Below are 20636 nucleotides of genomic sequence, written 5' to 3'. Positions count from 1 at the left end.
CGCTTCTCCTAAACGGTCATCTGACGCAGCTGGGGCCGGTTCGACGTGGCCTGTTCATCGAGCTGATCCGCCAACTGGGCGACGGTCGGGCTGGCGAAGATCGTCGTGACCTTCACGTCGATGCCGAGTTCGTTGCGTATGCGGCCGATCAGCCGGGTGGCCAGCAGCGAATGGCCGCCGAGGTCGAAGAAGCCGGCGTCGATGCCGACCTTCTCCACGCCGAGCAGTTCGGCGAACAGCCGGCACAGGACTTCCTCTTTGTGGTTGCGCGGCCCGCGTCCGGCCGCGGCTTCGGCGTGGTCGGGGGCGGGGAGCGCGGCCCGGTCGAGTTTCCCGGTGAGGGTCTTGGGGAGTTCGGCGAGCGGGACGATCGCCGAGGGGACCATGTACTGCGGCAGCCGCTCCTGGAGCAGGCCCGTCAGGGCCTCGACGTCCAGGCCGGCCGGGTCCATCGGGGCGGCCGGTACCACGTACGCGAGCAGTCGCTGGTCGCCGGCGGTCTCCTCGCGCACGACGGCCACCGCGCCGGCGACGTCCGGGTGGGAGGTCAGCGCCGATTCGATCTCGCCCAGCTCGATGCGGCGGCCGCGGATCTTGACCTGGAAGTCGCTGCGCTCGACGTACTCGAGCTGGCCGTCCTTGTCCCAGCGCACCAGGTCGCCGGTGCGGTACATCCGTGCGCCGGGCTCACCGTAGGGGCAGGCGACGAACCGGCGTGCGGTCAGCTCGGCCTGGCCGAGGTAGCCCCGGGCCAGTGCGGTGCCGGCGAGGTAGAGCTCGCCGGCGACTCCCGGTGCGACCGGGCGCAGCGCCGTGTCCAGGACGTACACCTGGGTGTTCCAGATCGGGGTGCCGATCGGCAGCCGGTCGGCGCCCGGTTCGTGCCGCCGTGCCGTCACCTCCACCGCCGCCTCGGTGGGGCCGTAGAGGTTGTGCGCGACGCAGTCGGGCAGCAGCTGGGCGAACCGGTTGGCCAGCGCGGCCGGGAACGGCTCGGCGCCGACCTCGACCCAGCGCAGGCTGGTGCACTGTTTCGCGGTGGGCTCGTCGACGAACGCGGCCAGCAGGGAGGAGACGAAGACGGCTGCGGTCACTCCTTCGCGCTGGATCAGTTCGGCCAGGTAGGCCGGGTCCCGGCGGCCGTCCGGGTGCGCGATCACGACGGCGGCCCCTGTCTGGAGGGGGGCGAACATCTCCGGGACCGAGGCGTCGAAGCTCGGCGCCGTGCTGAACAGCACCCGGTCCTGGGCCGTGACGGCGAAGTGGTCCAGGCCCCACTCGATCCGGTTCATGATCGACCGGTGCGAGACCTGCACGCCCTTGGGGCCGCCGGTGGAGCCGGAGGTGAAGATGACGTAGGCGACGTTGTCCGGCGACAGGGTGCGCCGCGGATCGGTGTCGGGGTGGCCGCCGACGTCGGGAAGGCTCTCCTCGAGCACCAGCAGCGGCCGGGCGCTGTCGAGCATGTGCCGCACCCGGTCCTGGGGCAGTTCGGGGTCGACCGGCACGTACACGGCGCCCGCCTTGAGGACCGCGCAGGCCGCCACCATCAGGTCGACCGATCGCGGGATGCGCACGGCGACCGGCCGTTCGGGGCCCGCGCCCTGCTCCAGCAGCCAGTGGGCCAGCTGGTTGGCGCGCCGGTTGAACTGCGCGTACGTCAGCCTCTCCTGCTCGCCGATCACCGCGATCCGCTCCGGGGTGCGCCGCGCCTGCGCCTCGACCGCGTCCGGCAGGGTGTTCCCGGACACCGGGTGCGCGGTGTCGTTGACCTGCCCCAGCAGCCGCTCCCGCTCCTGCTGCGACAGCACCTCGATCGCGCCGACCGGGGTGTGCGGGTCGGCGAGCACCTGCTCGAGCACGCGGACCAGCCGGGTGCCGACGGCCTCGGCCTCCGCCAGGCTGTAGAGGTCCTTCTGGTAGTCGAGGGAGAGCCGCAGGTAGGGGTCGGCGGCGCCGAGGGCGAGCGCGTAGTGCGCGCCGGCGATCGGCCGGATGGCATCGATGGTCAGCCCGGCCGAGGTGTTCGCGTCGACCATGCCCTCGCGGTCCATCGGGTAGTTCTCGAACCCGATGAACGTGTCGAACAGGGCGGGCAGTCCGCTGTCGCGCTGGATGTCGGCCAGGCCGTAGTAGTGGTGGTCCAGCAGCGTCGTCTGCCGGTTCTGCAGCGCGGTGACGACGTCGGCCACGCTGTGCTCCGGCTGCCAGAACACCCTGATCGGCAGGGTGTTGATGAACAGGCCGACCATCTCGTCGGAGCCGATGAGATCCGCCGGGCGGCCGTTGACGGCGGCGCCGAACACCACGTCCTGGCGTCCGGTCAGCTTCGACAGCAGGACCGCCCACGCCCCCTGCAGGAGCGTGTTGAGGGTGACCCCCAGTTCCGCGGCGCGCCGGGCGAGCTCGCGGCCCTTGTCGATCGGCAGCGGCACCTCGACCTTCCCGATGGCCGAGGCCCCTTCCCGGACGGAGGCGTCCGGGGCCACCAGGGTCGGCTGGTCGAATCCGGCGAGTTCGGCCTTCCAGCGGGCGGCCGACGCCTCGCGGTCGTGGGTGGACAGCCAGGTCAGGTAGTCGCCGTAGCTGCGGACCGGGGGCAGTTGGCCGGTGCCGGCGTACAGCCGGATCAGGTCCCTGATCACCAGCGGTGAGGACCAGCCGTCGAAGACGGTGTGGTGGGCCGTGATGACCAGCTTGGACTGCTGCGGTCCGCAGGTGAGCAGTCCCAGGCGGAACAGCGGCGGCCGGGCGGGGTCGAGCCGGTCGGCCCGGTCCTGGGCCAGGAGGGTGTCGAGCGCCGTGTCCTGCTCGGCCCGGCTGCGGCCGGTCACGTCGGTGTGCCGCCAGGGCAGGGCCACCTGCTCCGGCAGGACCTGCACGGGGTCGCCGTCGGCCGTGGTGCAGAACGCGGCGCGCAGGTTGGGGTAGCGCTCCAGGAGCTGCTGTCCGGCCGCCCGCATGCGGGCGGGGTCCACCGGTCCGGACAGGTGCAGCACCAGCTGCATGTGGTAGACGTCGTAGGAGTCCTGGGCGAGCGCGGCCTGGAACTGGATGCCGGACTGCCCCGGGGACTGCGGCCACACCGCGGTCAGCCGACCATGGCGTGCCTCCCACTCCTCGATCTCGTGCTGTTTCACCGCGACCAGCGGGGCGTCCGAGGGCGTGAGCCCGCCGGCCCGCGGGTGCGTGGCGTGTGCGGCCAGGCCGCGCAGCACCTGGACCCACAGCTCGGCCAGTTCCCGCACCCGTTCGGGGCGCAGCACGCCGGTGGGGAACAGGAAGACGGTCTGCAGCCGGGTGCCGTCGGCGGTGTCCGTGGCAACCGAGTTGACCTCGAGGGCGGACAGTGCGGGCAGGTCCGGGTCGGGTGCCGGGATCAGCTCGGCGGACCAGGGGGCCGGTCCCCAGCCCTGGGCGCGCAGGTGCTCGGGCACGTCGGTGTCGGAGATCCGGCCGAGGTAGTTGAACCCGATCTGCGGTGCCGGGCGGCCGGCGAGGCGGGCGGCGGTGCGCGGGTTGAGGTGGCGCAGCAGGGCGTAGCCCACGCCCTTGTCCGGGATCCGGCGCAGCTGCTCCTTGACCCGTTTGATCGCCTTCCCGGCCGCGGGACCGCCTGCCAGAACCTCGGCCAGGTCCAGGCCCCGTACGTCGACGCGGGCCGGGTACATGCTGGTGAACCAGCCGACGGTCCGGGAGAGGTCGGCGCCGGGCACGACGTCCTCCTCGCGGCCGTGGCCCTCGAGGCGGACCAGGGTGGAGCGGTGTGTGCCGCTCCACCGGTCGACCGCCAGGGCGAGCGCGGCCAGCAGCACGTCGGTGCCGGTGGCCTTGAACGCGGCGGGCAGCGCGGTCAGCACGGCGTCGGTGACGTCGGCGGGCAGCTGCACCCGTACCGTGTCGACGGTGGACCACACGTCTGTCGCCGGGTCCAACGCGCGTGTGCCCAGAGGGGGTTCGGGCTCCTCGGTCTGTTCCAGCCAGTAGGCCAGTTCCGCTTCCCGGCGCGGGCTGAGCGCCTCGTCCTGGAGCGCCAGTGCCCAGCGGCGGGCCGAGGTGCCGGACGCGGGCAGTTCGGGTGTCGTGCCGGAGCGGATCTGCTGCCATGCCTCGGCGAGGTCCGACATGAGGATCCGCCAGGAGACGCCGTCCACCACCAGGTGGTGCAGCACCACCAGCAGCCGGCCGGCCCCCGATGCGGCGGCGAACCAGACGAACCGTGCCGTCGTGCCGGCTTCCGGGTCGAGCAGGCCGGCCGCCTCGTCCAGTTCGGCCTTGGCCGCGGCGAGCGCGGACGGCTCGTCCCAGCGGCCGTCGCAGGCGACCCGGCGGATCAGGTCGGCCGCCCGCACGGCGCCGGGCGGGCGCACGTCCAGGGAGGGTTCCTGGCCGCGCACCAGCCGGGCGCGCAGCAGGTCGTGCCGGTCGAGGACGGCGTCCAGCGTCGCGGCCAGCGCGCTCGCGTCGATGCCGTGGGGCAGTTCGAGCGCCATCGCCATGGCGAACCGGTTCATCCCGCCGCCGTGCTCGAACACCTGGCGTGCCACCGGCTGCAGCGGCATCGGGCCGACGCCGCCGCCCGCCTCCTCGGCGAGCGCGGGCGCGGGTGCCTGGTCCGGGCGGGCGCAGGCCACCTCGGCGAGGCGGGCCGCCGTACGGCACTCGAAGATCTCCCGGGTGGTCAGTCTCAGGCCTCTGGCCCGGGCCCGGGCGACCACCTGGATGGAGCGCAGGCTGTCGCCGCCGGCGGCGAAGAAGTCGTCGTCGATGCCGACCCGTTCCACGCCGAGCACGTCCACGTAGGCCGCGACGATGATCTCCTCGGTCTCCGTGCGGGGTTTGCGGTAGACCTCGCCGGTGAACTCCGGGTCCGGCAGGGCCGAACGGTCCAGCTTGCCGGTCGGTCCCAGCGGCATCCGGCCGACGGTCACGAACGCCGAGGGCACCATGTAGTCGGGCAGCCGGGACGCGACGAACCTGCGCAGTTCGGCGGCCGACGCTCCGGCCATTGTGTTGACGTCGCCGACGCCGCCGGCGCCGTCGTCGGGGACGGCTCCGTCGCCTTCGTGCACCACGTAGGCGACCAGCCGCCGGCCGCCCGCGGGCACCTCCCGGCTGATCACCACCGCCTCGCGGATGCCGGGGTAGAGCTCGCACACCGCTTCGACCTCGGCCGGTTCGATGCGGAAGCCGCGCACCTTGACCTGGCCGTCGCTGCGGCCCAGGCACTCCAGCTGGCCCTGCGCGTTCCAGCGGGCCAGATCGCCGGTGCGGTACATGCGCTCCCCCGCCGGCCCGAACGGGCTGGCCAGGTAGCGCTCGGCGGTCAGGCCCGGGCGGCCGTGGTAGCCGCGGCCCAGGCAGGTGCCCGCCACGTACAGCTCACCGACCACGCCCTGCGCCACCGGGGCCAGTCCGGGGCCCAGCACGTAGGCGCGCATGTTCCCCAGCGGGGTGCCGATGGGGGCGACCTCGCCCTGGTCCCACTCCTGGGAGGGGGCGAGGCAGAACGTGGTGGCGTAGAAGCTCTCGCTCTGCCCGTAGGAGTTGATGATCCGCACGTTTGGCAGGGCCTGGCGCACCTGGCGCACCAGCCGGGCCGGAAGGACGTCGCCCGCCAGGACGAGCGTGTGCACGTCGGTGGTCTTGTCCAGGTGCTCCACCAGTTCGCCCAGCACCGAGGGGACCGTGCTGATCACCTGGCCGTCCCAGCCGTCCCGCTCGCCGAGCACCAGCGCGGAGGAGACCATCTCGGCCGTGCCGCCGGTGGACAGGGTGGACAGCAGCTCGAAGACCGAGACGTCGAAGTTCACCGAGGTGCCGGCCAGCATCCGCCCCGCGGGCGGCGCGTCCAGCACGCGCACCAGCTCCCGCACGCCGTTGACGACATTGCGGTGGGTGATCGCCGCGCCCTTGGGCGTGCCCGTGGAGCCGGAGGTGTACATCACGTACGCCAGGTTGTCCGGCGCCGGCGGCGGGATCCGGCCGGTGTTCTCCGGTGTGGTCCCGGGCCGCTCCCACTGCGTCCGCAGGTCCAGGTTGACGCATGCCATGTCGTTGTCCGGCAGCTCGCGTGCCGTCGCGGTGTCGGTGACCACGAACCGCGGTGCCGCTTCGGACAGCACCGTCTGCGCCCGCCCGCTGAGGTACTGCGGGTCCATCGGCAGGTAGCCCGCACCGGACTTGAGGATCCCCAGCAGACCGGCGGCCAGGTCCTCGGTGCGCGGCAGTGCGAGGACCACCAGGTCCTCCGCTCCCGCGCCGCGCCTGACCAGCTCGCGGGCGACGGCGTCGGCCCGCGCGTCGAGCTCCCGGTAGGTCAGCGTGCGCTCGCCGCACACCAGTGCCGGGGCGTTCGGCGTCCTGGCGACCTGCTGTTCGAACAGCTCCGGGACCGTCAGCGCGGGCACCGTCGTGGTGGTGGTGTCGTTGAACTCGGTGAGCAGCCGCTCCCGTTCGGCCGCCTCCAGCACGTCGATGCCGTCGATCGGGCGCCCGGGGTCGGCCACGAGCCGGCCCAGCACCCGCACGAAGCGGGCCGCGAGCGCGCGGGCCGTGTCCGGGTCGAACAGGTCGGTGCGGTACTCCAGCCGGCAGTCCGCCCCGCCCGAGCCGTCCGGGATCAGGTTGAAGAACAGGTCGAACTTGGCCGTGGCGGTCTCGAGCTTGTCGACGTGGACCTCGAGGCCGGGGAAGTCCATCCGCGGAACCGGCTCCTGCCAGGCGAGCATGACCTGGAACAGCGGGTTGTAGGCGGTGGAACGGTCGGGGTTGAGCAGCTCCACCAGCCGCTCGAAGGGCAGGTCCTGGTTGTCGTAGGCGGCCAGCGCCCGCTCCCGCACCCGCTGGAGCAGCTGTGTGAAGTCCGGGTTGCCCGACAGGTCGGCGCGCAGCACCCAGGTGTTGACGAAGAAGCCCACCAGGTCGCGCAGTTCCTCGTCGGTGCGGCCCGCGATCGGCGCGCCGATGGGCACGTCGTCACCGCAGCCGAGGTGGCGCAGGAGCACCGCCAGTGCCGCGTGCATGACCATCGACACCGTCGTGTCCGCCTCGGCGGCCAGTTTCTGCACCGCCCGCAGCAGGTCGCCGTCGATGGTGACCGCGGTCATGTCGCCGCGGTGGCTCATGGCCTTGGGGCGGGGGCGGTCGGTCGGCAGGGCCAGCGGCTGGGCCAGATCGGCCAGGGTCTGGCGCCAGTACGCCAGCTGCCGGCCCGCCAGGCTGTCCGGGTCGGACTCGTCGCCCAGGACGTCCTGCTGCCACAGCGTGTAGTCCGCGTACTGCACCGGCAGCGGCTCCCATGCCGGGGCCCGGCCCTCGGTGCGGGCCGCGTAGGCCGTGTTGAGGTCACGGAACAGCGGGCGGAAGGACTCCCCGTCCACGGCGATGTGGTGCATCACCAGCACCAGCGTGTGCTCGTGCGGCCCGCACCGCACCAGCCGGGCGCGGATGGGGATGTCGGTGGCCAGGTCGAAGGTGGCGGTGGCGAACTCCCCGACCGCGGTGTCCCGCTCCTGCCGGCCCGCGGCCCGGAGCACCGGCAGGTCGAACGCCGTGCGACCAAAGGGCAGCACCTGCTGGTGCGGGACGCCGTCGTCGTCCTCGACGATCACGGTGCGGAGGATCTCGTGCCGGTCGATGACATCGCGCAGCGCCGACTCCAGCGCACCCACGCTCAGCTCACCGGTCAGCTGCAGGGCGAAGGCGCCGTTATAGGTCGCGGACGAACCGTCGAACCGGTCCACGAACCACAGGCGGCGCTGCGCGAACGACAACGGGATCATTGAGTCTCCAAATCGGCAGGCCTGTCGGGGAGCGATCCGCCGGTCAGCTCTGGTCGAGTACGGTCAGCAGTTCGTTGTTGTAGAAGTCGTCGAAGGAATAGGCGCCCGACACCGTCGAGAAGTAGCGGTCGACCAGGTCCTGGTGGCCGGCCAGCTTGCGCACCATCTCCGTGTGCCGCTCGGGCTTGAGTTCGGCCACGTTCAGGGCGCCCTGGTAGAAGCTGTAGAACTTGCTGTCCAGGTCGCGTTCGTAGCGCCGCAGCGCCGCCGTGAGCGCGGTGTCGTCGTGCAGCTGCTTCCCGATGTGGTCGGTGAGCGTCTGCGCCTGGATGAAGGCGTCGGTGATGCCGCGGGCGGTGATGGAGTCCTTGTGGTGCACCGCGTCGCCGAGCAGGACCCACCCGGGCCCGGAGGCCTTGCGGAAGTAGTTCTCCTGGGCGCCCGTGCCGTACATCTGCTCCACGCGCCGGCCCGCGGACATCCGCTCGTACAGTTCGGGGGCCGTGGTGCGGACGGCTTCGAGGTAGTTGGACTCCACCGCGGTGCGGACGCTCGCGAACTCGCTCTGCGGGAAGTAGGTCATGATCAGCGTGAGGCCGTCGTTGGTGGGGGCCAGGGCGATCCAGCGTCCCGGCCGCTCGTACAGCTCGAAGTGGGCGGGGACGCCCTCCCAGTAGCTGTAGTAGGTGCAGGTCATCCGCGGGCGCTCGACGACCTTCGGCGCGCCGACCTTGCGGGCCACCAGCGAGCGCATGCCGTCGGCGCCGACGACCAGGCGCGCGCGCTCGGTCGCCTCGGCCCCGCCGGGCGTGGTGTACCGCACGCCGACCACCCGGTCGCCCTCGAACAGCAGGTCGTTGACCGTGCAGGACTCCTGGAAGTCCACGCCGGCGGCCACCGCCCCGCGCGCGAGGATCGGGTCGAGCACGAAGCGCCGGGGCGCGTACGTGGTGCGGTGGCCGTCGACCGGAAGGGAGAACCCTTCGAGCCGGACGCCGAGCGCCTCGTAGCTCTGGTGGTCGATCGGCCGGCAGCCCGCGGCACGCAGCTCGCCGAGCAGCCCCCACCGGTCGAGCAGCGCGATACCCGGCTGGTGGATGTAGTGCGAGGACAGCGTGTCCTGGGGGAACCTCGCCTTCTCCAGCAGCAGGACACGGTATCCCTGCCGGGCGAACAGCATGGCCGCCGGCGAACCCGCACACCGTGCACCGATGACAATCACGTCGTACATGACGGCGCCTTTCTTGCCGAATGGATTCATGGATCTCATCGGCCGCAGCCGGAAGAGTCATTGCGATGGAGCACTGTCGACGCAGCGGACGGATATGCCGCCGAAAACGGAATCAATTCAGCACGGGATCACGAGACCACCGAGTCCATGGACTCGATGTAGCCGGAAATCGAGGCCACCGTCGGGTTGAGGTACATCTGGTCCATCGTGACCTCGACACCCAGTTCCTCGATGAAAGCGATCTGGATCTTCGCCATGGCCACGGACTGGCCGCCGAGGAAGAAAAAGTCGTCGTCGGCCGATATGTCATCGCGCCGGAGTTCCCGGCACCATATGGCGTGCACCCTGTCGGCAATCATCACAGTCCTCTCGGAATTCATCAAGGTCCGCCGGCTACGCCGTCGCGCCGATTTCGGCGAAATGATTACGGCACGCCTCGGCCAATGCCTTTCGGTCCACTTTTCCGTGGGGGCTCAGCGGGAGCTGCGGGATGGGGATGTAGCGGGCCGGGACCATGTTCCGCGGCAGGACCTCCAACAGGCGGGTGCGCACGTCGCTCCCGGTGAGCTCGCCCTGCGACGGGACCAGGAACGCGACCAGTTCCGCCTCACCGGCCCCGCTCTGGCCGATCACCACGGCGGCCTCCCGGACCCCGGCCAGCCCTCCCAGCGCGCGCTCGATGTCGGCGGGATCGATGCGCATGCCCCGCACCTTCACCTGCGCGTCGATCCGGCCCAGGACGACGAGGTCGCCGTCCTGGGTCACCCGGCCGCGGTCGCCCGTGCGGTACAGCCTGCGCGGCTCGCCGTCGACCTCGAGCGTCGTGAACCTCCCGGCCTCGGGGCCGGAGCCGTTGAGATAGCCCGCGCCCACACCGGCCCCGGAGATGCAGATCTCACCGCTCTGCCCCGGCGCGACGGCGCGCAGCTGCTCGTCGAGCAGGTGGATGTCGGTGTTGTGGGCGGGCCTGCCGACCGGGGGGATCTCGTGTCCGCCGGGCCAGTGGCCGGCGAGGTCGTACGAGGTGGCGACGTCCGTGCACTCGGCGACGCCGTACTGGTGCAGCAGGGTGCACGTAGTGCCCTCGCGCTGCGCCCAGGCGGCGATCCGCTGGGTCTTGAGCGGTTCCCCGCCGAAGAGCACGTAGTCGAGCCGGCCCAGCGCCTCTTCCCCGCGCGCGCTCTCCCAGTCCACCAGCAGGTACAGGGTGCTGGAGGCGCAGTGCACGGTGCGGATGTCGTGGTCGGTGAGCATGCGGTACGCCATCAGGGCGTCGAAGTTCCGGCTCGCCATGAGGTATTGGGTGGCGCCGCAGAACAGCGGTGTCATCAGGCTGCGCTGGGAGAGGTCGAAGCCGAAGGCGCTGACGACCAGGTTGTGCGACCCGCGGTGCAGGCCGTACTCGAGCATCAGCCAGTTCATCAGGTTGAACCAGCCCTCGTGGCGCACCGCGGTCAGCTTCGGGGTCCCGGTCGATCCGGAGGTGAAGACCGCGTAGCAGATGTCGTCACCGGTGACGGTGACGTCGGGGCCGGTGGCGGGCAGCGTCTCCAGCCGGCCGGAGAGCCGCTCCAGGTCGACGGCCTCCACGTCCGTGGGCCCCAGCAGTCCCGCCGTCGCCGGGGAGGCCACGATCAGGGCGAGTCCGGGCACCTGGTCCAGCAGCAGCTGAAGCCTCTGCGCCGGGTAGGCCGGGTCGAACGGCACGTAGGCCGCTCCGGCCTTCAGCGTGCCGAGGACGGCGACGAGCAGGTCGATCGAGTAGTCGAGACAGACCCCCACCCGCGCCCCCCGGCCGTGTCCGCGCGCCAGGAGGTAGTGGGCGAACCGGTTCGCCCGCCGGTCCAGCTCCGCGTACGTCACCTGCCGGCCGGCGCAGACGACGGCGACGGCGTCGGGGGTGTCCGCCGCGTGCGCCTCGAACCGCTTGTGGACGACGGGTTCGGGGGGAAGGGCGACCCGCTTTCCCTGAAGGATCATCAACTGACTCCGATGTGAGAGGTGTCCGGTCGGGCAGGGCGCCGGACACCACGGACGACATGCCGGGCGACGCCTCCGGCCGGCCGGCGGTGGAACGGCGGGGCGGTGGTGGGGCGGTGGGGTGGTCCTGCTCCGGTGGCGGCCGGGGCCACGGCGTAGCGCTCAGGCGATCGAGGCGGCCGCCCCGGTCGTTCTCGTCGACGACCGCCGCGGCGGGTTCTGCGGGACCCTCCCGTGCTCCGGTGCCATGTCCCTCCCGGCCCCGGCCCGCCGCCGCCTGCGTCCGCCCCGTTCAGGGGGTCTTCGCGGGTCCGGACCGGTCACCGGGCCGGGCGGCGATCACCCGTGCGCTTCGCGGACGCCGCCGGGCCGCGGACGTCGCCGGGCCGCGGACGTCGCCGGGCCGCGGGTACCGGGGGGGTGGGGTTGCGGCGCCGGGCACCGCGCATCCCGCCGGCGGGGATGCGTACGGTGTTCAGTCCGCCGCCATGGCCTCGCGCAGGCTCCTGGGACGCAGGTCGCTCCAGTGCCGCTCGACGTACTCCAGGCACTCGGCCCTGGTCGCCTCGCCGAAGACGACGCGCCAGCCCGCGGGCACCTCGGCGAACACCGGCCACAGGGAGTGCTGCTCCTCGTCGTTGATCACGACGTTGAAGCGGCCGTCCTCGTCATCGAATGGGTTCGTGCTCAACTGGCACCGTCCTTAAGCGTCATGGGGTGACTCGCGATGGGCGATCGCCGGGCCGGGTGCGAAGGAGCACCGGGCGCGGGTCGCCGGCCGGCGTTGTCCGGTCGACGGGACATCCGGCACGGGGGGCGACCCCGGCATGCCACGTCACCGTATGGACGCGGCCGCCGGCGCAACAAGGCCGGCGTGCCCGCGGCCGGCCGGCCGTCCCCGCCGGCCCGCACTGTGCCGGGATCCGCTGTACCGCCTGGTGTTCCTGTGCCACGATGCCCGGCCCCCCGGGTGGCCGGGACGGGCCTGCCGGATCGCGCGGGATCCGGATCGGCCCCCGAGGATCGCTCGAGAACCGCCGCAGCCGTGGCGGAGCTCCTCTCGTGCCCCCGCCCCGCCCGGCGGGCACCGCTTACGGTCGGTGCGGCACGGCTCGATCCGAGGGGGAGCGATGAAGAGCACACCACCTGTCTTGCGCCTGTTCGTCCTGCATCACGCGGGGGGCTCTCATCTGCTGTACCGGACCTGGCCGGCCGGGCTGCCGGACACGTGGGACGTGCGGCTGCTGGACGCCCCGGGCCACGGGCACCTGCTCGACCTGCCGCGGATCACGGACGTCGGCGACCTCGCCGAGTTCCTGCTGCGCGACATCGGGCCCGACCCGGCCTGCCCCTACGCGCTCTTCGGGCACAGCATGGGCGCCGTCCTGGCCTACGAGATCACCCGCCGGCTGGTGGACCGGGGCCTGCCGGCGCCGGTGTGGATCGGTGTCTCCGCCCATGCGGCACCGCAGTCGACCCGGCGGGAAGACGAGTACCAGGAGCTGTCCGGGGCCGGCCTGAGGACCTATCTGAAGCTGATGGGCGGCACCCCCGACGAGGTGCTCGACGACCCCGACCTGTGGGAGCTGTTCGAACCGATCATCCGGGCCGACCTGCGCCTGGTGGACACCTGGCGGCCCGCTCCCGACGCCGGTCCGCTGCCGGTGGCGCTGTCCGCCTACGCGGGCACCGAGGACCACTCCGCCGCACCGCCGCGGATGGCGGGCTGGCAGGAGCACACCGGGCAGTTCCTGGGGCTGCGCGCCTTCGACGGCGGCCACTTCTACTTCGTCGACGACCCGGGGCCGCTGCTGCGGCAGATCGAACGGGACGTGAGCGAGGCACTGCACGCGGCGCGGACGGGCGCACCGGGCCCTGCGGCCGGACGGCTGTGACCTCCCGCCGCCGGGAGGACTCCCCCGGTCAGCCCGCCGGACCCACCACGTGCCCGGCCCTCCCACAACCGCCGGTGACGCCGGTGCCGCCGGCGGCGGTGCGGCGCCGCACCGCGCAGCCGTATCGCGCGCAACCGTTCGGCGCGCAGCCGTTCGAGCGGCGCTCCGGCGCCGCTTCAGCCGTCCCCACGAGACTTCCGGCCGGTGGCAGGCACCCAACCCATGGAGGCATGATGGCGCGTCAGGCCGGTGGAACCCCGGGGTCGCACGACGGCCCGGCGGCCGCCCTCCCCCCGACCCCGTCCCCCCGGCCCGCCGCGGCGGGCGCGCCGGGCCGGGGCCAGGTGCTGACGACCAAGGTGGGGCTGCAGATGCCCACCGGCATGGCCTACGACGAGTGGGAACGGTCCGGACGCCAGCTCGCCGGCGTCCTGGACTCGTCCTCCTGGTGGCTGGGCGACTGGCTCGTCTACGGCAAGGACAACTACACCGACCGCTACCAGCGCGGGATACGCGCCGTCGGCCTCTCCTACCAGACCCTGCGCAACTACGCGTGGGTCTCCCGGCGTTTCGACCTCACCCGGCGCCGGGCCGCCCTGAGCTTCCAGCACCATGCCGAGCTGGCCTCCATGCCCCTGGAGGAACAGGACCTCTGGCTCGACCGCGCCGAGCAGCGGCAGTGGACCACCAAGCAGCTGCGCGGCGCCCTGCGCGCCACCCAGCAGGGCGAGCAGCAGCAGTCCCGCGCCGCCGCCGAGCCCAGCCGCCGTCTGGAGCTTCCCGGCAGCCGCCTGCAGTGGTGGCACAAGGCCGCGCAGCAGTCGGGCGTCGACTTCGAGCAGTGGGTGACGGCCACCCTGGACAGCGCGGCCGCCAACGCCCTGGACGATCTCGGTGAGCCGCCGCAGCGGGAGGTCCCCCAGCTCACCGGCGTCACGGTGGCGGCCGTGCCGGGCGCGGGCTCCCTCCAGGACAGCCCGCGGCCCGGACACCTCACCGGGCAGGCCTCGCCGGTGGCCGTCGGCAGCTAGGCCTCCCGCGCCGGGATCCGCGGCCCGTCACAGCAGCCGGCCCGTCACGGCAGCCGGCCCATCAGGGCAGCGGTCTCCCGCCGGTATCCGCACGGGCTCTGCTCGAACGTCTTCTGCACCCGCTCGCGCACCTCGCCCGGCTGCTCCTGGCTGAGCTTGAACATGCCGTCGGCCCCGGTCACCGTGAACCGGAAGGCCCCCACCGCGGGCGCGATCTTACGGAAGTAGCCCAGCGAGTCGGTCATCTCCCAGCCGTCGCCGAAGGCCCCCTCGAAGGCGCGCACGGTGGACTGCACCACGCCCAGGGTCTCCTCCCTCGAGTCGATCTTCTCCACCACGCCCCGGACGTGCACCGCGGTGAAGTTCCAGGTCGGGGCGGCCGGTGTGACCTCGTACACCGAGGGCGACACATAGGAGTGCGGGCCGGTGAACGCCAGCACCAGGACACTGCCCGTCTCCAGTGCCGCCCAGTGCGGGTTGGCCCGGTTCATGTGTCCCAGGAGCACGGTTCCCGGCAGTTCGCCGGACCGGCCGCCGGGCGTCCCGGGGTCGAAGATGACAGGCAGATGCGTGGCAAACGGACCGTTCTCCGGGCTGCCGTTCGCCATTGCGAGCGCCAGTGGATTGTCGCGGATCAGGTCGACCATCCACGAACTCTCCGGTTCGCGGTAGAAGCGGGGCACAAACATCCGGATTCACCCTTTCGGAAATTGGCTCAGGGCATGACTGCGGCTCGGGCCATGGCTGGTCGCACGCTTTGAAGAAGCGGCGGCTCCGGCCGCGTCATGCAGCGGTTCTGGAATCCGCGCCGACCGTATCTCCGTCCCGTCAACAGGACAACTGTCCCGAATGCAGAGCGCTTCTGCAGAAGTCTTCGAATGGACTTCATGGCGACTTCGAGTTGCCTTTGAGGCGCTCCCCGGAGCACACTGCAGAACGGTCTCTCGGGCCAAATGCCGAGTTTTCCATACGCAAATCGGGAGAGTTTTCAATGGGTATAACGGGCAGGCGCAGTCAAGAGATCTACGACGTGGTCGGCATCGGGTTCGGCCCGTCCAACCTGTCGCTCGCGATCGCCTTGGAGGAGCACGGGGCGAGTGCCCCGCGGCATCCGGTCACGTCCCACTTCTTCGAGCGGCAGCCCGCTTTCGGCTGGCACCGGGACATGCTGCTGCCGTCGACGACCATGCAGATCTCGTTCCTCAAGGACCTGGCGACCTTCAGGAACCCGATGTCCCGGTTCAGTTTCGTCTCCTACCTGCACGCCTCGGACCGGCTGGTGCAGTTCGTGAACAACCAGGACTTCTTCCCGACCCGGCAGGAGTTCCACCAGTATCTGGAGTGGGCGGCGGCCGGCCTGGGCGAGCAGGTCACCTACGGCGCCGAGGTCACCTCGATCCGGCCCCGCCGCGCGGCCGGAGCCCGGGCACAGGACCTCCTGGAGATCGAGGTGCGCGGCAGCGACGGCACCACCCGCACGGTCACCGCCCGCAACGTGGTCCTCTCGACGGGCCTGGTGCCGCGACTACCGGACGGCGTGCGGGCCGGCGAACGCGTCTGGCACAGCTCGCAGTTCCTCAGCCGCTTCAACGCGCAGGCCCCGGAAGACCTCAAGAACGTGGCGGTGGTCGGCGCCGGCCAGAGCGCGGCGGAGATCACCCGGTTCCTCCACGACACGCTGCCGCACGCCGAGGTCTCGGCGGTCATCCCGTCCTACGGCTACTCCGTCGCCGACGACACCCCCTTCGCCAACCAGGTGTTCGACCCCGGCGCGGTCGACGAGTACTACTTCGGCACCCCGCAGGCGCAGGACGCGTTCTGGCGCTACCACCGCAACACCAACTACTCGGTGGTCGACGCCGACGTCATCCGGGACCTGCACCGGCGCACGTACGACGAGCAGGTGCGCGGCAGCCGGCGTCTGCACTTCCGCAACCTCACCCGGGTCGACGAGGTCAACGGGCTCGAAAGCGCGGCCCAGGTGGTGCTGCGCTCACTGCTCGATGGCCGCAGGGAGGAACTGAGTGTCGACGCGGTGGTCTTCGCCAGCGGCTACGACGGCCTGGACCCGGCCCACCTGCTCGGCGACTTCGACCAGCACTTCCAGCGCGACACGGCGGGCAGGCACCGCATGGAACGCGACTACCGCCTCGTCCCCGCATCGGGGCTGACCTGCGGTGTCTATCTCCAGGGCGGCACCGAGCACAGCCACGGCCTGTCATCGGCGCTGCTGTCGAACATCGCGGTGCGCAGCGGCGAGATCGCGGACTCCATCGTGCTGCAGCGCACCGGGCGCGAACTGGAGGGCGACCGCCCCGCCGAGAAGGCGCCCTCAACCGTCTGAAGCGGCCGGCCCCCGGGGGCGCCGCCGGCAGGCGCACGGTCAGCACGGTCACCTCACGCGGCAGCGGGACCGGCTTCCCCTGTGTCCTCAGGGTTGTGCGGTCGCGAATCCTTTCGCTGCCCGGCAGCAGCCGGCCGCCCGGGCCGTCGAACGGATCACCGCCCACAAATCCACTCCGCTTCAAGCCGTCCGCAATTGAATCCCGAGCACAAAGCGGAACGGAACCGCTCTCGCAGGAGAAACGGCCGGCCGTGTCGAACGAGTCGACGGGAAAGAAGCTTTCCCTGGTTCACGTCCGCGCCCCCCTGACGGAGCGCGATCGCGGCCCGCACCGACCGGCATTGCGACCGGCATTCAGCCTCTCAGGAAACCGCACCGCGGCCACGTGTTCTCATGCCGGGCTCAAGGGCATGTCCACCGGCCGCAGGGGCCCGGCCCGCCGCCGCGGTCCTCCACCCAAGGAGTCGTGCCCATGAGCACCCACCCGCCCGGCCGGCCTCGTCGCCCGGCACTCGCTCCGCCGAGCGCCGGCACGCACCCGGCCGTCGCCGGCGATGCCCTGCCCTGGCCGGCCCGGCACCGGGGCCGGACGGTCGTCATCAAGCTGGGCGGCCACGCCATGGTCGACGACAGCCTCACCGAGGCCTTCGCCCGCGACATCGTCTCCTTGCACCGGGCCGGGCTGCGGCCCGTGGTGGTGCACGGCGGAGGCCCCCAGATCGATGCCGAACTCACCCGACGCGGCCTGGAACGCACCTTCAGGGCCGGACTGCGCGTCACCTCACCGGCCGCGATGGACGTCGTACGGATGGTCCTCGCCGGCCAGGTGCAGCGCGAACTGGTCGGACTGATCAACCGCTTCGGCCCGCTGGCCGTCGGGATGACCGGCGAGGACGCCAACACCCTCACGGCGGTGCGGCACGTGCCGTGGGTCGACGGAGAGCCCACCGACATCGGCCGGGTCGGCCACATCACCGGTGTGGAGACCGGTGTCCTGGATTGCCTGCTGGCGGACGGCAGGATCCCGGTGGTCTCGCCGCTGGCCCGCAGCGCGGAGGACGGCCTGGTGCACAACGTCAATGCCGACACGGTGGCGGCGGCCCTCGCCGCCGCGCTGCACGCCGAGGCCCTGGTCATGCTGACGGACGTCCCGGGTCTGTGCTCGGGCTGGCCGCACAGTGCCGAGGTCATCGAGCGGCTGACGGCCCACGAGCTGGAAAAGCTCCTGCCGGAGCTGAGCGAGGGCATGGTGCCCAAGATGACCGGCTGCCTGCACGCCGTCCGGGCAGGCGTGGGCGCGGTCCGTGTGCTGGACGGACGGATCCCGCACATCCTCCGGGAGATGTTCGCCGGGGACGGGATCGGCACGCTGATCGTGCCGGACCCGCACGAGGCGGAGATCCCGTCGTGACCGGCCGGCGCCACCGGCGGCTGGGCGGCCCGCCGCCGGCCGCCGACAGCGGCCGGTGCCCGCTCCCCGGCACCCCAGCGGCGACACTCCGACGAAGGCGAGGGCAGTGCCTGTGACACACACCCCCTGGGCCCCAACCCCGGCCGGCGGCCGCGCCCCCGCGCCGCCGTCATCCCCTCCGGCGGAGCGGCCCGCCCACGGACCGGGCGAGCCGGTAGGCCCGCCGCCGCGCTCCGAGCGGCCGACGCACCGCGCGGATCCCCCGCCGTACCCGGCGGGCCTCGGGGCACAGCTGGCCGCCGCGGCCGGTTCGGACCGGGCGGAGGCCCGCCGGCTGGCCCGCCTGCTGGCCGCCTCGCTCACCCCCACGGCCCGGCTGGTGCTGCTCGACGCCCTGGCCGAAGCCGGCACCCCGCACGGCAGCGGCCGCCCCGGTGCATCCGGCAGCGACCGGGCCCCGGCCCGCGAGACGGCCCCACCTCCCTGCGGCCCGGAGACGGCGCCAGGGGGTCCCGGGCCGGGCCGGGATGCCTCCCGGAGCGGGCCGCCGAGCGCTCTGATCCGCCTGCGGTTCGCCGACACGGCCGCCCTCGAACGGGCCGGCGCCGCTTTCGGCGCCCGGCTGCCCCCGGGCCTCGGCCGTCCGTCCAGCGACCGCGCGGCGCTCACCCTGCGGCTGAGCGGCGACGCCGGCACCCAGACCCTGCGGGCGGTGCTCGCGGTCCTGGAGACGGCAGCCGTCACCGCCGAGTCGCTCACGGTGCACACCCACGAACTGGACGACGTCTTCGCCGCGTTCACCGGCCTGCCCTGAGCTCTCGGCGGCACCAACCCTCAGCCCCGGCGGCGGCGTGTCATGACAGGGCCAGGGTGCAGCACTTGACGCTGCCGCCCGCCTTGAGCAGTTCCCCCAGGCTCACCCCGATCGGGCGGAAGCCCCGCTCCTTGAGCTGTGCGGCCAGCCCGGTGGCCGCCTGGGGCAGCAGCACGTTCAGTCCGTCGCAAAAAGCGTTGAGGCCGAACACCGCGGCGTCCTGGGGCGAGGCGAGGACCGCGTCCGGGAACATCTCCCGCAGCACCGCCCGGCTTCCCGGGCTGAAGGCGGCCGGGTAGTACATGATCTCGTCCTCGGAGAGCACCGACAGCGCGGTGTCCAGGTGGTAGAAGTTCGCGTCGACCAGGGTCAGGCCCGTCACGGGGATGCCGAAGAACTCCTGTGCTTCGGCGTGGGAGCGCACGTCGGTACGGAAGCCGGTGCCGGCCAGCAGCCGGCGTCCCACCCTCAGGTAGTCGCCCTCCCCCTCGTTGATGTGCTCCGGCCACAGCAGCTCGCGGAAGCCGTTGTGCGCGAACCAGTCGAGATAGGCCGGCCCCTCCGCGGTGCGCTGCTGATGGCGAAACCGCGCGCCGAGCACCTTGCCGTCCATCACGGTGGCCCCGTTGGCGGCGAAGACCATGTCCGGAAGCCCCTGGATCGGTTCGATCACCTCGACGGTGTGCCCGAGCGAGAGGTACAGCTCCCGCAGCTGCTCCCACTGCAGCAGAGCCGTCTCGGTGTCGGTCGGCTTGTCCGGGTTCATCCAGGGATTGATGCTGTAGGTCACGTCGAAGTACTGCGGGCGGCACATGAGCAGACGGTGCGCAACGGCCCTGCGTTCCGCCCGGGGCGCCCGTTCGTCGGTCGCGGCACTGGTGGTGGACATGGTGGGTTCCTCCGTGTGTCCTTGGTGGGACTGTCCTTCGTGGGGACGGGGATACGCGCTCGGTACGGCGGGGCGGGCGGCGGCTGCCCCGGGCCCGTGACCAAGGTGCTCGGACGGCGGTGGCCGCGCAGCGCTGCGGGTCCGGCCCACCCGCGCTCGCCGGACCGCCGACGGACCGTCCCGCCGGCCTGGACAGGGCGGTGCGCGCCGGGTGCCCGGCCGCCCGGCGGACGGGGACCGCCCTCCCTTTGTGCCGACTGTGTCGACGCGCCCGCCCCGTCGCAGGTGACGGGGCGGGCGCGGGCGGGGAGTGCTGCCACCCTAGGCACCGGACAGGCCCCGGCCGCCCTCGCTGTGCGGAACGTCGAGCTCAGCTTCAGGGGGTCTTTACCGGCGGACAGCCGGCCGGCGCCCGCTCGGGGCATGCGGGCCGGCTCGAGTCCGCCCGGGCCAGATCGTCGCGGACCACCCGGCGGTGCGCGGTGCGCCACACGCCGCGGGCGCCCACCAGGACATCCTCCATGACGTACACGGACAGGACTCTGCCGCTCCCGCCGTGCGGGGTCAGGTAGACCAGGGCCGAGCAGCGGGTGCGCAGCGACCCGTCCGCGCGGGGCTGGAGGTCGAGCTTGCCGACCCAGTGGTTGAGACGGCTGCCGGCCCGCTGCCGGCGTTCCGCGCCGGCGCGCAGGTAGTGGGCGAGCCCGGCCCGGCCGCAGAGCGGCCCGGGCAGGGACGGCAGCTCGAAGACGGCGTCCGGGGTGAACGTGCGCGCCCAGCGCTGGCTGTCATGGGTGTCCAGGAGCTGCATCTGGTGCGCGTAGAACTGCTGCACCTGCGCGTACAGGGCGGCGAACTCCAGGCCGTGCAAGGGGGGTGCGGCGGTGTCCGCGAGTACGGCGGTGTCCGCGAGTGCGACGGTCATGATCTCGGTCCCCGATTCCGTCGTGTCCTTGAGATGGTGAGGGACGCCGGGGGTTGCCGGCGCATTCCAAGGCATCCGAACTCGGTAGGGAACACTCTTCGCACCGGATCGAGCATCCGTCGAATGCTCCTCGAGCGGCCCGCGCAGCAAACGGCCACCGGCCCGGTCCAGGCCGCCGGGACGCGCCGGCCTGGACCGGGCCGGTGTGCACGGCGCCCTGCTCGGGGCCCAGGGCTCTGTCCACAGCCGCGTGAGGAGCGCCCTCGGCCTCGCCCCCCGGGTCGGGAGCGGTCAGGGTGAGCGGGGTGGGGGTGAGCGGGGCGGGCGGGTAC

General features: G+C 72.4%; 13 protein-coding genes. 5 read left to right on the top strand and 8 right to left on the bottom strand.

The window, feature by feature from the left end; all coding sequences use genetic code 11:
* Positions 1-8 precede the first annotated feature (8 nt).
* The 5 genes from ACWD5F_RS44210 to ACWD5F_RS44190 all read right to left on the bottom strand — a co-directional run bounded on the left by ACWD5F_RS44210 (position 9) and on the right by ACWD5F_RS44190 (position 11686).
* Entirely contained in the window at positions 9-7784 is a 7776-nt protein-coding gene (locus tag ACWD5F_RS44210; protein WP_451261787.1) for an amino acid adenylation domain-containing protein, read from the bottom strand.
* Between the two features lie 43 nt (positions 7785-7827).
* Entirely contained in the window at positions 7828-9015 is a 1188-nt protein-coding gene (locus ACWD5F_RS44205; RefSeq protein WP_451261786.1) for an NAD(P)/FAD-dependent oxidoreductase, read from the bottom strand.
* Between the two features lie 128 nt (positions 9016-9143).
* Entirely contained in the window at positions 9144-9374 is a 231-nt protein-coding gene (locus ACWD5F_RS44200; protein WP_451261785.1) for a phosphopantetheine-binding protein, read from the bottom strand.
* 34 nt (positions 9375-9408) lie between these two features.
* Positions 9409-10995 (bottom strand): amino acid adenylation domain-containing protein, encoded by a 1587-nt coding sequence (locus ACWD5F_RS44195; RefSeq protein ID WP_451261784.1) that lies wholly within the window; start codon positions 10993-10995, stop codon positions 9409-9411.
* A 475-nt stretch (positions 10996-11470) separates the two neighbouring features.
* Positions 11471-11686: an MbtH family protein gene (locus tag ACWD5F_RS44190; RefSeq protein ID WP_451261783.1), complete on the bottom strand. Its 216-nt coding sequence runs from the start codon at positions 11684-11686 to the stop codon at positions 11471-11473.
* A gap of 439 nt (positions 11687-12125) precedes the next feature.
* On the opposite strand from ACWD5F_RS44190, the gene ACWD5F_RS44185 reads away from it, so the two are divergent.
* Both ACWD5F_RS44185 and ACWD5F_RS44180 read left to right on the top strand, forming a co-directional pair.
* Positions 12126-12890 (top strand): thioesterase II family protein, encoded by a 765-nt coding sequence (locus ACWD5F_RS44185; RefSeq protein ID WP_451261782.1) that lies wholly within the window; start codon positions 12126-12128, stop codon positions 12888-12890.
* Between the two features lie 230 nt (positions 12891-13120).
* Positions 13121-13921 carry an LmbU family transcriptional regulator gene (locus ACWD5F_RS44180; protein WP_451261781.1) on the top strand — a complete coding sequence of 267 codons (801 nt, stop codon included), beginning with the start codon at positions 13121-13123 and terminating at the stop codon, positions 13919-13921.
* Positions 13922-13965: 44 nt separating this feature from the next.
* Here ACWD5F_RS44180 and ACWD5F_RS44175 read toward each other — a convergent pair whose 3' ends face one another.
* Positions 13966-14610, bottom strand: coding sequence for an FMN-binding negative transcriptional regulator (locus tag ACWD5F_RS44175; RefSeq protein ID WP_451261780.1), 645 nt, complete (start codon positions 14608-14610; stop codon positions 13966-13968).
* Between the two features lie 302 nt (positions 14611-14912).
* On the opposite strand from ACWD5F_RS44175, the gene ACWD5F_RS44170 reads away from it, so the two are divergent.
* The 3 genes from ACWD5F_RS44170 (at position 14913) to ACWD5F_RS44160 (ending at position 18490) form a co-directional block, all read left to right on the top strand.
* Entirely contained in the window at positions 14913-16265 is a 1353-nt protein-coding gene (locus ACWD5F_RS44170) for a lysine N(6)-hydroxylase/L-ornithine N(5)-oxygenase family protein (RefSeq protein WP_451261779.1), read from the top strand.
* A 472-nt stretch (positions 16266-16737) separates the two neighbouring features.
* Entirely contained in the window at positions 16738-17676 is a 939-nt protein-coding gene (argB, locus tag ACWD5F_RS44165) for an acetylglutamate kinase (RefSeq protein WP_451261778.1), read from the top strand.
* A gap of 106 nt (positions 17677-17782) precedes the next feature.
* The gene (locus ACWD5F_RS44160; RefSeq protein ID WP_451261777.1) at positions 17783-18490 is read left to right on the top strand and encodes a hypothetical protein; all 708 of its coding nucleotides are present in this window, start codon (positions 17783-17785) and stop codon (positions 18488-18490) included.
* A gap of 40 nt (positions 18491-18530) precedes the next feature.
* Here the strand turns inward: ACWD5F_RS44160 and ddaH are convergent, their stop codons facing one another.
* Positions 18531-19379: a dimethylargininase gene (ddaH, locus tag ACWD5F_RS44155; protein ID WP_451261776.1), complete on the bottom strand. Its 849-nt coding sequence runs from the start codon at positions 19377-19379 to the stop codon at positions 18531-18533.
* A 376-nt stretch (positions 19380-19755) separates the two neighbouring features.
* Complete coding sequence (locus tag ACWD5F_RS44150) at positions 19756-20304, bottom strand: nuclear transport factor 2 family protein (RefSeq protein WP_451261775.1); 549 nt, start codon at positions 20302-20304, stop codon at positions 19756-19758.
* Positions 20305-20636: the final 332 nt, after the last annotated feature.

The sequence above is a fragment of the Streptomyces sp. NPDC002499 genome, from assembly GCF_053595415.1.
This window is presented reverse-complemented; position numbering and strand designations above follow the sequence as displayed.